The organism is Veronia pacifica, from assembly GCF_001707825.1.
Classification (GTDB): Bacteria; Pseudomonadota; Gammaproteobacteria; order Enterobacterales; family Vibrionaceae; genus Veronia; species Veronia pacifica.
The window spans coordinates 15,680-30,974 of sequence record NZ_LYBM01000020.1 but is presented as its reverse complement, the minus strand read 5'-3'; the positions used below and the strand labels follow the sequence as shown (position 1 = coordinate 30,974).

The window sequence follows — 15,295 nt, the reverse complement described above, 5'->3', positions numbered from 1 at the left end:
TTCTTGTGAGAGCCTGTGCTTTCCGGATAGATGAGGAGGCTTGATATCATGTGTTCTGCTGAAAGTTTTACCCCAGGAGTGCTGGCATTGTGCAGGAAGTGTGTTGCTGCTGGTAAACACCCATATATTTGTGTGCAGTGTTACTCGCTTGCTATTCGGTGTGTTTATCGTTGAATATGTTCGTTATCAAGCCCCGCTCACTATAGCGGGGCTCAGAGTCGTTTAGCCGTCTATTGCATCATCATAAGGTCTGACTGCTTTTCCTTCGAGCACGTAACCCGACAGTATTCCGTCAGTATCAACAGCAACAGTACGCAACTTACCCGTAACATAAACAATATCCCACAGTTCACTGGGAGGAACGCCCTTATCAAACTTCACGTAAACAATTTGGTTCGGTGGGGGAGGCGGAACGTGAATGCACGCTCCCATAAACGGGACGAGAAGGAATTCGGTGATACTGTTTACATCCCCCTCTAACGGAATCACAAAACCACTCAGACCAACAAAAGAATTGTTCAGTTCGTTGCGAACTTTGCCAAGACGACTTTGAATGGGTTCGCCTTGGTGACTGATAATCGGCTGATCACTGTAAAGCAGTCTCTCTGATTCCGGAACCAGATCTTCCCAACTAAGAGAGAGCTCTGGCGCGGCACTAACATTCATCGCAATGCCAAGCAAAGCCCAGCTTAAAAACTTTTTCATGACTTAAACCCTTATCGTCATTCCATCGGAAAGCGACTGTCTATAAGCGCTGAGAGCAGGCAGACAACCAATTAAAATCCCTGCGGCTTGAACAATTGCCAACATAGATAATTCATACTCGGTGATATGCCACACATCAACCACCAACCCATATTGAGCATGGAGAATTGGCACCCCAAATAATAGCAGAACAGCAAGCATCAGGATTCCAACGATGATCCCGCAAAAGGTCAATAGTCCGGCTTCACTGACGAGTAACAGAAAGATATGGTGAGGTCTCGCACCTACTGCACGTAAAATTGCCATTTCACGACGCCGCTCATTGAGGCTGGTCAAAAGACTGGAGAGCATGCCCAAAAGGCCCGCAAAAACAACGAAACCAGAGACAACCAAAAGTGTTTTTTCTGCTACTGACATCATCGACCAGAGTTCACGAAGGACCAGACCGGGAATAATTGCTGACAGCGGCTCAAAACGGTATTCGTTGATTTGTCTTTGTAAACTGAACGTCTGCAATCTGGATTTCAAGCCAATAAAGACTGCGGTCACTGCTGTAGGCTCATGATTGGTATAATCTTTTGCAAACGCCGCACCCGTTGCTCGCTTCGTCCCAGTCTCCCATCCTTCGTGTATAGCATCAATCGCAGCAAGGGAAACGAATACTCCCCGATCAATAGGTGTACCTGTCGGATTTAGAATACCTGAGATCTCAAACGGTGAATCATCATGGCGGGTAAATGACTGATCTGACAGTCCATGAGCAATGATAATACTGTCACCCAGCTTATAGTTGAGTTGTCTGGCGACTTCAGCACCGATAACAACATCTGATAAGGCATCGAATTCTCTTCCCTGTTGAAAACTCAGCAGTTGTTTTCGTCCGTAACGGTATTGTTCAAAAAAGGTGGTTGTCGTACCAGTCACACGGAAGCCTCGATGGGAATCACCAAGGGATATCGGTATGTACCACTTAACGGCAGGCTGTCCGACAATATCTTTCACTGTCTTCCAATCGACATTATTTGTCGCATTACCGATATGGAATACAGAATAGAGAAGAAGATTAATATTGCCTGAGCGTGCTCCCATTATCAGGTCAGTACCTGAAATAGTGTTCGCAAAGCTCTCTTTCGCCTGCACTCTTACCCGCTCTACGCCAAGTAGCAACACCACAGACACGGCCACAGTCAATATCGTGAGCAAAGCAGTATTTTTTCTATTGAGAACACTTCTCCACGCAAGATTCGCAACGGCAATCATGATCGAGTCCTCTCTTTACTCTCCGATACACCAGCATCTAGAACGCCAGTCTCATGGGTATCTTCATCATCACTCACAGACTTGGCCCGGTTAATCTCAGACAAGCAGACTTCTCGGTCAAAATGCGACTTTAGTGTTTGGTCATGGCTGACAAACAACAAGCTGCTTCCTGTTGCTTCACACTGGCTCACCAGTAAGGATAAAAACTTATCACGTGCATTTTGATCCAACGCAGAGGTGGGTTCATCTGCAATCACTAACTCTGGTTTACCCATCAACGCCCGAGCAACAGCAACACGCTGCTGCTGACCAATACTCAATGCCGTTACTGGTTTAGTAAACAATGTTGGTGATAAACCCAAGTCAGATAAAAGAAGCGTTGCCGCTCGATTCGCTTCGGTCGTCAAACGCTGTCGTCGGACTGAAGAAAAGTGACAAGGTAACAGAACGTTCTCTAGCACGTTGAGGTAAGGCAGAAGATTAAACTGTTGGAATATCATACCAACATGATCTGCTCGGAAAATGTCTCGCTTTGACGCAGAAAGCGACGACAACTCGGTATCAGCAATCGTAATCGTCCCGGTATCTGGAACAGAAATACCAGCCAACAGACCAAGCAATGTTGACTTACCACTTCCACTCTCACCGCTAATAAACAGCTTTTCGCCTTGTCTGACACTCAGATGCTCAATGTCCAGCTGAGGCTTGTCGGTCCCCGGCCAGCGATATGTCAGATTATTAATCTCTATCATTATTTGCTCCAAAGTTCGGGGAGCCATTGGCTCCCCTACCCTTGTTTAAAGGTTTACTGACGTATTGTCAGGGGTGAGCTCTGCAGTCGTTGACCCCTTATCAGTGATACCTTTCAGCTTAATTTCACGCGTGGATGTAAAGACTGAAAACCACTCGGTCGATAGTGTTTTCAATTTCTCAGGGCTTTGGCACTCGAATGAATAGCTGACGATAAACTCGCTATGTTCGTCACTGTGCTCACCGTCATGATGCGCATCATGGTCGTGCTTATCATGGTCATGTTTGTCATGGTCATGCTTGTCATGGTCATGCTTGTCATGGTCATGCTTGTCATGGTCATGCTTATCATGGTCATGCTTGTCATGGTCGTGCTTGTCATGGTCATGTTTGTCATGGTCATGATGCTCATCGTGACCATCATTAAAGCCATGCTTAATGCTCGCTTCTTTCACCAAACACTGCGCTTCAGGGTTGAAACTTATAATGCGGCTAGCGTCATTCAAAACAGCAACAGCATCATCAATCAATTTTTGCTGCTTTTTGTTTTTAGGCTGATGCTCAAAGCCAACAACGTCATCCGCTGGTGCCTCGATCTCTATCATGACGGATGAGTCCGACTGGATCAGATTCATCAATACTTCGGCATGTTTGTGTGCTTTGTGATGACGATGTTCATTTTCAGCTGCTGAAGCTGTTGTGCTCAATGCCAGACCAATCAAAGAAGGCAGCAGTAAAAGGGTTGATTTCATAACAATTTAAAACCTCAAATGTGAAAAAAATACGAGTAATTTCAGACAACATATTGTAGAGGTGGGCTGCGGGCACAAGCAGTAAGCAGGTCACAAAATGGGATACACGAAAGGTCTTGCCTTACATATTCATATGTTTCTTTGGCAATACCAATGCTGATGCAATCGACATCGTTAAAACCAAGACTATTAAAGTGACAGAGCTGACATTCAACATGGGTATTTGACAGATGGTCGAGCTCAGTGAGGTGATGCGAGCCCATATAAACCTGAACTGCAAAGACAGTGCAAAGAAGGATGTAGAGAAGGGATCGAACTTTGGACGTATTTTTAGATCGCGGTCTTAGCAAGTTCGTTGTTCTCTGTAGGTGCTGATAGGACAAAAATAAATGACATTCTGATGATGGTCGCCAGCTTACGGGCTCAATATTAAGAAAATATTATACTTCGACGCCAAACTACCAGAATTTAAGGGTTTGGGGCGGTAAAAAAGGTGAGAGAGGTCTAAAAAATGTGTTGGCAGGATATGTAATAAAGAAAATAACCGCATCTCCAAATCAAAATCTGGCAGACACACCAGCAGGAAGCAGATTACGGTTACATTGAATATATTGTTAGGGCAATGGTAAGACTATCAGCCGTGTGATAACTGCAACTCAACCGCTTTTACACAGACGGCGGCAATCGCATACTGACCATTATTCTTGACAAGAATATCAAGGTCTTGCTTTGACTTATCATATACCGCCTTGTCTTTTGCGCTCAGCTGATTGATCTGTGATTGTAGCTGTATAAGCGTTGATTTCAGTTCTTGAGTCTGATTCATAATATTTCCTTCCATACTTTCATCGGTTTAACAGCTACTACCCTCACCCCTGAGAGAGTCATGATGGCTATCAAACGCCTAACTAAAGATTTAACCTCTTTTAGGTGCTCTGTCTTCTGATTAGGTTCCATTAATAAACGTATGTTTGTGAGTTACAGATATTTTATTTTTTATTTAAATGAAATTAATTTTTCATAAAGAAACGATTGATGTCATTTTAACCAAACATAACCTGCAAAGATTACTCAATTTCAGTTAAAGTTTGTATGATTATGAATTTTTTTCATCATAATGGGCTATCTGGACGTCTAAATGGCTGTTATAGTGAAAATCAGTAAGAGTTAACAGTTGGACGTTACGATATGGCTTTATCACTTAAAGAAAAAATTGAGGATCCTGCGCAGGGGGTTTACTTAATTGGTACTACGCCGCCTAAAAAGGGCACAGATAAAGCAAAGATTGCTGAAATTGCCCAAAAGCTTCTTAACCGGCTTCATGAAATTGAATACGATGGCGTCGTCGTTTATGACATTCAGGACGAAAGCAGCCGCACAGCCGCACCAAGACCTTTTCCTTTCAAGCACACTGTTGACCCAAGAGAATATAGCCAACTGGTTAAACACATCTCAAAACAGGATGTGATCACGTATAAAAGCGTCGCGCAACGCGGTGAACAAGAGTTCATTGATTGGCTGAGTGAAACGAAGGAAATCTACCAACTAGATAACCTCGTGCTGGTTGGGAGCCCTTCCTCCGAAGGAGATATTAAACTCAGTCTCTCTGATGCCTATAAAGTACTCGAAAAGCACCAACAAGATTTTTTCCTGGGTGGAGTGACTATTGCTGAGCGGCATTCGTCAAAGCGCAATGAGCATCAGCGTCTAATGAAAAAAACAGAACAGGGGTGTGAGTTTTATATTTCGCAGGCAGTTTATGATGCTCAAGCAACAGTGAACCTGATCACCAGTTACGCTCGAACTTGTCGTCAGGAAGGCATTGAGCCGGGTAGGATCATCCTTACGTTCACACCATGTGGCAGTGAAAAGACACTGGAGTTTATGGAGTGGCTCGGTATTTCTGTTCCGGAGGCCACAAAGTGGAGAATATTGGACGCAGAAAATCCACTTAATGAATCGGTGAGAATATGCCGAGAAAACCTCAACCTCATTTTACAGAGCTGTGCATCTCTCAATGTCCCGCTTGGGCTGAACATAGAGAGCCTGACAAATAGAAAAGAAGAAATCGACGCTTCAATCAACCTTTATCGCTTGCTGAAAGCGACAATGGAATTGAGTCTTGCTGAAAAGCTGCTTGCCAGCTAATGATCATCAACTGAAAAGCGGGGCACTCGTCCCCGCTCTCTGTGCGCTCTCGCGACTATTCTCATTTATAGACCCGCTCCTCTGCCCACACATCAAATTGCTTCATCACACTTGGCAACTCTTTACCAAGAATCATCACATGATCAGACTCAGGCAGTTCTATATGAACTGAACCTCTGTATCTTTTTGCAGTTGCCTTGGCTATGTTCGGTGAAACTGTCTTATCTTTACTGCCTGAAAAAATAAGAACGGGCGTTGATATTTTATCAACGTCAACAAACGCCGACTTATTGCGATCAAACATCCAAAAGGCCATTTCAGCGTATGCTCGGCCAGACTCAACAGTCAGAGAGGTAAAAAACTTTTTGGCGTCTTCCTCACTTTTTTCATTCAGCACGCCTGTTCTAAATTCAGGCCAGCTTGGATACATAGGTTTTTTCCAAAAACCCCAGCGTAAGAAATATTTGTAGAACATTTTCACAGTATTGGGGTAAAGGCCATATATACCTGCTGCAGGTGCAGGCGAAAATAAAACAACCGCTTTATGCGCTGTTCTGGCAGCGACAAGTTGTGCAAGCAACCCACCCATCGAAAGACCGACAATAATTGGCGGGCTATCCAGAGATTCCACAAAGTCGACCAAGTCTGAGACGTAGTCATTCAGACTGACAGTTCCCATGACCATAGCTCCCTCGAGTAGAGGCAAATCATGGTATCTCAAACTGGGTGCGTGAACCGTATATCCCCGGATTTCAAGCTCCGGAACCATTTCATCCCAATCAGATCCGTGTCCCCAAGTACCATGAATTAAGACAATGTGCTTCTCTTTTGTCATTTTTTATTCCTTTATAAGACGCTAAGACATACCCGGGTGATCCGCTCAATCACGTTAAGCCAAAAACAATGATTCAAGTTATGACCAACGTTTCGTGACGCGACAGAAACCGCCTATATCGTAAAGGTAACAGCCGACAACTTCTACAGATTCATGTCGAGGGAGGAATTAGATACAGAAAGGAGGTAAATCAGCGAAAGGATGTAAAAGCGTGTCGATTTATCCATTAAGATGGACACTTACATTCATAAAGAAAAAAAGCCCACTTAAAGGTCATCAGTACAACTCTCCTTTTTAATTCCTATATTTGTGACGTTTCTAGACCGTTTGGTTATCTATAATCTGTTTGATTATTCTAACAATCTAAGTATCAGTGACGTATGAAAACACACCGGGTGGAAGCGATTACACCGTGCCGTGATGTTATTAGTTCCTCCGGCCGTTTTTCTATCGACACTTTACCGTCAAGTTGAATACCAGAGCATAGAACCAAGGAGAGGTTTTGATGTTGCGCTTTGTGTTGATTTTATTACCCACTATCTTGATAACGCTAAATGGATGTACCGAGAATTCCACAACAGACCAAACACTCACTCACTTTTCATTACCGTCAGACGCGACTTCATCTGCCAGTTGTCCAACTGTAAGTTCTTACCCCTTACCTTTTCTGACGAGCCAGTTTTTCGAAGGCTGGAAGGTCTTGCGAAGTCATACTCTTCACAATGAAACATGCAAACACGCTACGCCATATTTTACCCGTGGGCTTGAAGACCCGAGTGTATTTAGGCTATCGAGCCTGTACCTTGAATATTGTTCCTCCATTGGCGGCTCGATTAATGCTGAGGACAGTCCTGTAAAACACTCTCCCATCAGTCTTGAGTACGATGAATTGAAATGGATTGTGGAATTGGCTTCATGCGATAGTCAAGTTGAGCAATACGCACTGGGTAGACTCTTTCTCCAGGGACATTTAGTACCTAAAAATACCGAAAAAGCACTGTTTTATCTGACGATGGCTGCCCAAAAAGAGCACCCAACAGCTCAAATTCAGCTTATCGAAACGCTGAAAGATATCGGTGAAAATCAGGTTGCAGAACTTTGGCTAGAACGTGCCAGAAAAAATGGATTCATAGACGACACAGCCAGGCTATCCAGAACAGCCGCCCATCAAACCCCATAATGTGAGCAGTAACGTGCAAATGCCTGTGTACGAGGAAATTTTCACAGGCTAAAGTATAGAAAGAAGTATGTCAGTTGGAAATTAGTGTTGGAAACGAATCAGTTACCGCTTTTTGTTGCGGGCCCTATGTTACGGCGAGTCACCGCAGATACAGTCGTGATATGGGCAGTAGTCACTGAAGCCATTCAGGGTAAAGTGCAAATCTGTCACAAGCTCTCGCCCTCCCCATTGAAACGCAAATCTAACCATAGAGGACACCCAACAGGTCGGTGAACACGCATTTGTTCTGATGAAAACACTGTCCTGCTCGTCGGGTTTCCCTCTCGATACAGAACTTAATTATGATATTGAAACGTCTACGGGGTCAGTGTTCGACAACATCGATGGGGCACTTTATCCCGGGGAGACACGACCCGTTTTCTTTATTCCATCAAAAACACACAAAATAGCGCACGGCTCTTGCCGTCATCCACATCATAATTGTAAAGATGCGCTTGTGACACTCGACCAACATCATCAGGAAGTGGATGCCTCAGAGCGAGCCGAATTGCTGATTATGTCAGGTGACCAAATTTATGCCGATGATGTCAGCGGGCCTTTGATGTGGACCATACGCGAAACGATAAAGTTGCTGGGCCTTTATGACCAACCTTTTGAGGATGCCCCCTTTTCTTCTTGTCGTCAAATTGACTCAGCTCTGCCTCTTTATGGCAGAGAGCCTTTCTTGCCAAAAAAACAGCGTCGCTCTTGGCTACAGAAAGTGCTTAATCAACCTGCAGAGCCCGTTTTCAGCTCCAGAACGTTGGATAATCATCTACTGAGCTTTAACGAATATTTTGCGCATTATTTACTTGTTTGGTCGCCAGCAATATGGGAATTGCTGCCACTGCCCGACGCAGAGGCCCTCTTTAATGGCAAGCCTGAATACATCTCGCGCTGGCAAACCGAGGCGTCATCAATTATGGAGTTTGTGGCTGGTTTGCATCATGTGAGACGACTGTTTATACACACACCCAGCTATATGATTTTTGACGATCATGACATTACAGATGACTTTAATCTCACAGTGGGCTGGGAAAAAGAAGTATATGCGACAGATTACGGTAATAGGATTATCTCAAATGCATTACTCGCCTATTACTTATGTCAGGGATGGGGTAACCACCCGGCATCATTCAATGACGTCTTTTCGCAGTTTGTCTCTGCATACTTCAGTTATCGGACAGAGGAGGCACTACGTCCACTAGAAGAGATGCTCAAGCATTTCGAGCAGTGGCATTACACCATTCCGACAACACCTAAAATTGTGGTAATGGACACGCGAACGCGGCGATGGCGTTCTGAATCGAACGATAATAAACCTTCTGGGCTGATGGACTGGGAGGCACTGATGGACTTCCAGCAAGATGTACTCAACCATGAGGCAGTGATTGTTGTTTCAGCAGCACCAATATTTGGTGTCAAGTTCATCGAAACAATTCAACGAACAGCGACTTTACTTGGTCAACCGTTGGCGACAGATTCGGAAAACTGGATGGCCCACCCCGGCTCTGCAAATGGAATTATGAACATTTTTAAACACCCACGAACCCCTCATAACTTTATTGTGTTATCAGGTGATGTTCATTATTCGTTTGCTTACGATATTATGATTAGATTTAGAAAAAGCAGTCCGAGGATCTGGCAAATAACATGCAGCGGTTTACGTAATCAGTTTCCACAACCTTATCTAGACATATTTGAGTGGTTGGATCGCATGCTATTTGGCACACGTTCCCCACTTAATATATTCACCCGAAGAAAGCGGATGAGAATAGTAAAACGTTTACCGTCAAATAACGACAAACAATATCTGGTTAACAGCAGTGCAGTCGGGTTACTTATGCTCAATGACGATGGTTCACCAAAAGAAATTGCCCTACTGACAGCGGATAATAGCACTATTCATTTTCCAGAGCGTCCGAATCACTGACGAGTTCACTCTCCGAGCAACCCAGACCAGTCGTTGGGTTGCTCGGATCACCCCGATACACGTTTGTTTGACTTCATGGGCTCGGTGTTAAATACTCCGCACTCTTTTTTTATGTTTAGGTTCAAAAATGGCCCGTCAACTTCAATATGTATTCAAAGACGAGACTAAAGTTATCACCTTTTCCTTTCAACGACATCGCACGCCTTATGAAGCTGCAGCAGATGCTGAAGGCATTGATATCACAGATTTCCTGGCGATGGAAAAACAGTTGGAGATGGTGTCTGATGGTAAAGCAGTAAAGAACCACAGGGATAGCTACTTTAATAAGTTAGGCTTTGGAAAAATTACCTTGCTCAAAAAAGAAGCTGAATCAATCAAAAACAATCGCTGATATTACTGGGGCAAGTAGACACTTGCCCGCATCGATGCGCATCGAATTGTCTAACCGCTAAACACAGTTTTTTTACCTAGATGTCTCATATGAGAGATTTTGAGTATTCATTGTGTCTGAAAGTAGTCCCTCTTCAAAATTCAAAGTATGCTTTGAGTATGCGTGTTGGAAAGATGCGACGTTGTAATAGACTTGTTGTTGTGACACATCTCGATGTAAACGCTGAAGTTATTGATAGTCAGTTCTTACCCTCTACGCAATTAGGTTGATATTTTGTGAGTCGAAGGAGGAGTTGAGTTATGCTCGGTGAAAACCACGGTCTCGTTTATGATTTTCCAGAATTCAAAGACAAGATAAGCGAATTGAAATCGTCTGACGCCAATTTTAATGCACAGGCAAAGGAGTATCACAGCCTAGATCATGAAATTCGGGGTCTAGAAAACAATAACGTACCCACTGATGATTTAACCTTTATGCAGCTCAAAACACGTCGAGCTCAATTAAAAGATGAGATATACAAAGTATTAACGAAATAGTTTTTAAACCCCGCCTACCCTTCAAATATACGGTGGCGGGGTTCTCTATAAATAGAAAGATAATACAGTTTAACCAAATGGTATTCAGTAAAATGACATTTACCGGCAACAATAATAACGGACAAGCCGTTTAATTTTATACAGGGATAACATCATCAATATATCTGTTTAAAACAAACATGTATGTTATTTTCTTTCCACAATGACTTTGACCAGAAACCTTGTGAGTTTCATAGCATCTGAGTTTTTTCTTACCAACGTCAAGCTAAAAAAATAAACAATAAAAATTCTCAAATTATATAACGTAGTTGTCAGCCAGCTATTATAAGGTACGGCTCACTGCGACATTCATTTATTGCAATATAGAACGCGACAAAGGGAACGCGTTTTTGCCACATATGATAATAAGGGAGTAATGATTGATGGACGGCTACATGCGTTTTACGCGTTCAACTATCGGCAGCAAGTTGAGCAAAATATTAGGACTACCAGTACCGCCGCGCCTTGACAGAGACTACAACTTCACACCAAGCCAACAAGATGTTGTTCAGTTTGGCGCGCCACAGGGGCAACGTGCAGATAAGGTCATCAGGGATCAGGTAAAATCACTCGGTTTTGCTGTATCAGAATTAAATGTCACAACTGCTTATGGCCTGATATTCGATGCAACATCAATTAGTGACCTAAGCGAGCTCAAATCACTCCACTCATTTTTCAAACCAGCCATCAGAACACTCCGCTCATGCGGAAGAGTGTTAATTATCGGCCGGCCTCCAGAACAATGTACGACCTCAGACCAGAGAATAGCTCAACGCTCACTGAGCGGCTTTGTTCGTTCTCTTGGTAAAGAACTTCGCAAAGGCGGAACAGCACAGCTTGTTCAGGTAGCAGAAGGGGCTGAAAAAGGCTTGTCCTCAACTCTTGCCTTTTTCCTCAGTCCACGCTCGGCGTATGTCAGTGCACAAACGGTTCGAATCATGACCGCAGACAATTCTGAAGATTGGGATAAAGGAAGGTTAGATGGTAAACGGGCACTGATCACTGGCGCATCAAGAGGCATTGGTAAAGCTATCGCTGAACGTTTCGCCTCACGTGGCGCAACAGTGGTTGGGCTCGACATCCCTGCAGCTGAAGCTCAACTGACAAAGCTAATGAAAGGCTTGGGTGGTGAGGCCATCTTGGCAAACCTCGCCAACGAGGATGCAGCTCGGCAAGTGGCTGCGGCACTTGCCGAACCTGTTGACATCATTGTTCACAATGCGGGTGTCACCCGAGACAAGTCTCTTGCCGCGATGAAAAGCGATGCGTGGGAAATGACGTTGGCAATCAATCTTGAAGCACCCGTTCGTTTGACTGAAACTTTACTTTCAAATCAAAAAATCAACGACAACGGGCGCATCGTGGGTGTGGCATCAATAAGCGGAATTGCAGGAAACAAGGGTCAGACCAACTACGCGACCAGTAAAGCAGGAGTAATAGGATTTGTAGATGCCTTCTCGGCGAATCCAGAGCTCACGAAGAAGGGGATATCGGTAAACGCGGTTGCACCCGGCTTTATCGAAACAGAAATGACGGCAAAAATTCCATTTGGTGTCCGACAGGTTGGTCGTCGTATCAGTTCATTACAACAGGGTGGACTACCAGAAGACGTTGCTGAAACTATTCTTTGGTTCGCAGACAGTGCTTCAGGCCCGGTAACAGGTAACACAGTGCGTGTTTGCGGACAGAGCTTGCTGGGGGCGTAAATGACTAAACAACACACACCATATCGCACTCAGACGGTGAAAATGCCCGCCATGCTGCCACTGTATGTTAATGCAGCCATGCACAGTGCCAATGTCAAAGACTGGAAGTTATCGGACGTTTGCCTCACTATCAAGGGCTGGCGGTGCGATAAAGCGAAACTTCGCAGTTACTGTCAGTCGATAGGCGTGAATAAGGTGGGTGGCTATTTGCCACCTGCTTACCCGCAGATTATTTCATTCCCGCTTCAGATGAAACTGATGACCCGAAAGGACTTTCCATTTAAGTTGTTGGGTCTAGTGCACCTGAGTCAATCCGTTACTCAACACCAGCCCTTGGATATAAATAGCAAGCTTGATCTCGAAGTGAAGTTTGACGGCCATATCCCGCACAGAAAAGGGGTGGTTTTTTTCCTCAAAACCGATGTCTACAATCAGGGGGAATTGGTCTGGGAGGGACGTTCTGGATACCTCTTCCGCCACCGTAAAATAGCTGATGCGGACGCACTCAAATCCACACCGCTAATTTCAGATAGCGACCTTGCCACGTTATCTTTTCCGCAACCATTGAAGAGTGCGTTGCCGATCACCCGTCGTTATGCTTTTGCATCCGGCGACATTAACCCGATACACATGTCCGGTATCACTGCCAAGCTTTTGGGCTTCAAAAAACCGATCGCGCACGGGATGTGGCTCCTCTCCGCTGCATTGGCGAAAGTTGTCCCGGCAAACGGAAATATCGCCATCGAATGCGAATTCAAAAATCCGGTGCTTCTCCCTCGGTCACTCTATATCAAAACAGACCAACCGATCCCAGCATCAAGGTTTGCTGTATTCAATGAAGATGGCGAAGAAGTGCACATTGTTGGTCGCATTGCGTATCAAGAGCAACAAAGCAATTAGACCAGAGCCAAATAAGGATGTTGTATGAAACCCGTTGTTAACAACGCCAAAGCAGCAATACAGGCCTTGCTTTTTTGGTTGGTTCCCTTTTCTGCTGCGGCTGAGGTTAGAGGTAGCGATGGTGCACTGTATTCCGACAGAATCGTCGTCAAATCATACACAGGGTTAGAAGATATCTATGATACCGTGATCGGTCGGGTCCTGATAAATGTACCAATCGAAAAACCTGTGCTGATGCTAACCCAAACTGAAAAGTTCACGCATTGGGTACACTCTTTGGTGGACACCGAGGTTGTCAAAGAGCACACCCCGGCCGATAAAACGCTTCATATTGTTTTTTCAGCACCTTTGGGAATAAAAAACAGAGACGCTTACCTACGTTTCACCTATCGACGGGTTAATCATCTCTTTACAATGACGCTTGCACAGGAAAAGGCATATCCTGAGTCAGACAATGCGGTGAGAATGACCGATATCAAGGGACATTTCCGATTTGAGGACGTTGGTAACGGGCAGTTAGCGGCGGAGCTGAAGTTACATATTAATCCTAATCATCGTCCAATTTTCGCTGTCAACGCCAACACGCGCTCGGTAGTTAAGAACACACTGCGTAACTTTATTGCACATACAGAGCGGCAAAAAACAGTGACCGTCATACCGAATAAACTTGCATCTGCAATGGCTGTACGTTGAAAATACCGACTAGATTGATCATGCTATATAAGCAGCTCACCTAGGCTGCTTATATAACATGATCAATCTAAGCTGCTTATTTTCTAAAACAATCACATCTTACTGTTTCCAATAATTTTCATTCAATCTATCTACACCATCACTAAATCTTTATTAGCAACAGGTATATCATCAGGATAATACTTGGCGGTTAAGGATATAAGATGAATATTCTAAGATCACTCCCACTTATCGTGTCAGCATATCTATTCCCGTTTTCGACGACAGCCGACACCATAAATACCGATGAACATACGATTAATATTACTACTGTCGCAAGTGGCCTTGATCACCCATGGTCACTCGTATTTTTGCCTGGTGGTAACATGCTGGTCACAGAGCGAAATGGTGGTTTGAAGAGAATATCGCCTTCAGGAGATACAGCCGATATCGATATTTCGCTGCCCGGTTTAAAAGCGAGGGGCCAAGGTGGAATTCTTGGGTTGGCTATCGCTCCTGACTACCCCACATCTAAGCAAATTTACATCGCTTACAGCCAACATGAGAAAAATAAATCAGGTACTAGTGTTGCCAAGGCAACTCTGAATGAAAATACACTGACAGATACACAGGTTATCTTTGCCATGGCGCCCAAGGTAGCGGGAACCCGACACTATGGCAGTCGACTCCTGATAAAAGATGGCTACCTGTATATCTCCCTCGGTGACCGGGGACAACGTGACAGAGCGCAGAAATTATCTGACCATTTGGGAACCATGATAAAACTCAATCTTGATGGCTCAGTACCGAACGACAACCCTTTCTATTCTAAGCAAGATGCCAAGTCTGACATTTACAGCTTTGGTCACAGAAATATACAAGGGCTGACTCTGTCAAATGATGGAACGACAATCTGGGCGCATGAACATGGACCCCAGGGGGGAGACGAACTCAATGTTGTCTCAAGTGGCCTGAACTATGGCTGGCCCGAAATAACTTATGGCGTTAACTATGTGACTGGCTCAAAGATTGGTGTTGGCACAAAAAAGGATGGATTAGTACAACCTATACATTATTGGGTGCCCTCAATCGCTCCGTCAGGTTTGACTATGGTAAAAGGCAAAGTCTTTGAACACTGGCACGGTGATCTTCTATTGGGCTCACTGAAATTTGGTCAGCTGGTCCGTTTAAAGCTCAGCGAGGAGAAAGTGATACACGAAGAGAGAATGCTGGACGGTAAGTATGGCCGCATCCGGGACGTTGCAGAAGGGCCAGATGGAGCAATTTACCTTTTAACGGACGCAAACAACGGGAAAATTCTCCGCCTTTCACCGATACAAACCTCTAACAAAGGATCCTAAAGAGCGCTGTAAAGAAAATCTACCACCTCGAATTAAATGGCTCAATATGAGTAAGACGGTAGTTATACATAATTTTCAATTATTTACA

General features: G+C 44.4%; 16 protein-coding genes. 10 read left to right on the top strand and 6 right to left on the bottom strand.

Annotated elements, in window-relative coordinates; genetic code table 11:
* Positions 1-222: 222 nt before the first annotated feature.
* The 5 genes from A8L45_RS11920 to A8L45_RS11900 form a co-directional block, all read right to left on the bottom strand.
* Positions 223-705, bottom strand: a complete 483-nt coding sequence (locus tag A8L45_RS11920; RefSeq protein ID WP_068902521.1) for a DUF3299 domain-containing protein — start codon at positions 703-705, stop codon at positions 223-225.
* A 3-nt stretch (positions 706-708) separates the two neighbouring features.
* Positions 709-1,965: an ABC transporter permease gene (locus A8L45_RS11915; RefSeq protein ID WP_068902519.1), complete on the bottom strand. Its 1,257-nt coding sequence runs from the start codon at positions 1,963-1,965 to the stop codon at positions 709-711.
* Positions 1,962-2,717 (bottom strand): ABC transporter ATP-binding protein, encoded by a 756-nt coding sequence (locus A8L45_RS11910; protein ID WP_068902517.1) that lies wholly within the window; start codon positions 2,715-2,717, stop codon positions 1,962-1,964. Before A8L45_RS11910 ends, A8L45_RS11915 begins: the two co-directional genes overlap by 4 nt.
* Before the next feature lie 45 nt (positions 2,718-2,762).
* Complete coding sequence (gene zrgA / locus A8L45_RS11905; RefSeq protein ID WP_083228316.1) at positions 2,763-3,467, bottom strand: zinc uptake protein ZrgA; 705 nt, start codon at positions 3,465-3,467, stop codon at positions 2,763-2,765.
* A 634-nt stretch (positions 3,468-4,101) separates the two neighbouring features.
* Positions 4,102-4,293, bottom strand: a complete 192-nt coding sequence (locus A8L45_RS11900) for a hypothetical protein (RefSeq protein ID WP_068902516.1) — start codon at positions 4,291-4,293, stop codon at positions 4,102-4,104.
* A 362-nt stretch (positions 4,294-4,655) separates the two neighbouring features.
* Between A8L45_RS11900 and A8L45_RS11895 the strand changes: the two genes are divergently transcribed.
* Positions 4,656-5,615 (top strand): methylenetetrahydrofolate reductase, encoded by a 960-nt coding sequence (locus A8L45_RS11895; protein ID WP_068902515.1) that lies wholly within the window; start codon positions 4,656-4,658, stop codon positions 5,613-5,615.
* A gap of 61 nt (positions 5,616-5,676) precedes the next feature.
* Here the strand turns inward: A8L45_RS11895 and A8L45_RS11890 are convergent, their stop codons facing one another.
* Complete coding sequence (locus A8L45_RS11890) at positions 5,677-6,450, bottom strand: alpha/beta hydrolase (RefSeq protein ID WP_068902513.1); 774 nt, start codon at positions 6,448-6,450, stop codon at positions 5,677-5,679.
* 505 nt (positions 6,451-6,955) lie between these two features.
* Here A8L45_RS11890 and A8L45_RS11885 point away from each other — a divergent pair.
* From A8L45_RS11885 to A8L45_RS11850, 9 genes are all read left to right on the top strand, one after another.
* Positions 6,956-7,630, top strand: coding sequence for a tetratricopeptide repeat protein (locus A8L45_RS11885; protein WP_068902510.1), 675 nt, complete (start codon positions 6,956-6,958; stop codon positions 7,628-7,630).
* A gap of 87 nt (positions 7,631-7,717) precedes the next feature.
* Positions 7,718-7,903: a hypothetical protein gene (locus A8L45_RS25295; protein WP_245680711.1), complete on the top strand. Its 186-nt coding sequence runs from the start codon at positions 7,718-7,720 to the stop codon at positions 7,901-7,903.
* A 16-nt stretch (positions 7,904-7,919) separates the two neighbouring features.
* Positions 7,920-9,602: a metallophosphoesterase family protein gene (locus tag A8L45_RS11880; protein WP_245680710.1), complete on the top strand. Its 1,683-nt coding sequence runs from the start codon at positions 7,920-7,922 to the stop codon at positions 9,600-9,602.
* Between the two features lie 127 nt (positions 9,603-9,729).
* Positions 9,730-9,993, top strand: coding sequence for a DUF2960 family protein (locus A8L45_RS11875; protein ID WP_068902508.1), 264 nt, complete (start codon positions 9,730-9,732; stop codon positions 9,991-9,993).
* Positions 9,994-10,292: 299 nt separating this feature from the next.
* Positions 10,293-10,529: an HP1242/YdcH family protein gene (locus A8L45_RS11870; protein ID WP_068902506.1), complete on the top strand. Its 237-nt coding sequence runs from the start codon at positions 10,293-10,295 to the stop codon at positions 10,527-10,529.
* Between the two features lie 422 nt (positions 10,530-10,951).
* Positions 10,952-12,274 carry a 3-oxoacyl-ACP reductase gene (locus A8L45_RS11865; protein ID WP_245680717.1) on the top strand — a complete coding sequence of 441 codons (1,323 nt, stop codon included), beginning with the start codon at positions 10,952-10,954 and terminating at the stop codon, positions 12,272-12,274.
* Entirely contained in the window at positions 12,275-13,174 is a 900-nt protein-coding gene (locus A8L45_RS11860) for a MaoC family dehydratase (protein ID WP_068902502.1), read from the top strand.
* A 24-nt stretch (positions 13,175-13,198) separates the two neighbouring features.
* The gene (locus A8L45_RS11855; protein ID WP_068902500.1) at positions 13,199-13,867 is read left to right on the top strand and encodes an SRPBCC family protein; all 669 of its coding nucleotides are present in this window, start codon (positions 13,199-13,201) and stop codon (positions 13,865-13,867) included.
* Between the two features lie 203 nt (positions 13,868-14,070).
* The gene (locus A8L45_RS11850; protein ID WP_068902497.1) at positions 14,071-15,207 is read left to right on the top strand and encodes a PQQ-dependent sugar dehydrogenase; all 1,137 of its coding nucleotides are present in this window, start codon (positions 14,071-14,073) and stop codon (positions 15,205-15,207) included.
* The last annotated feature ends 88 nt before the right edge of the window (positions 15,208-15,295 follow it).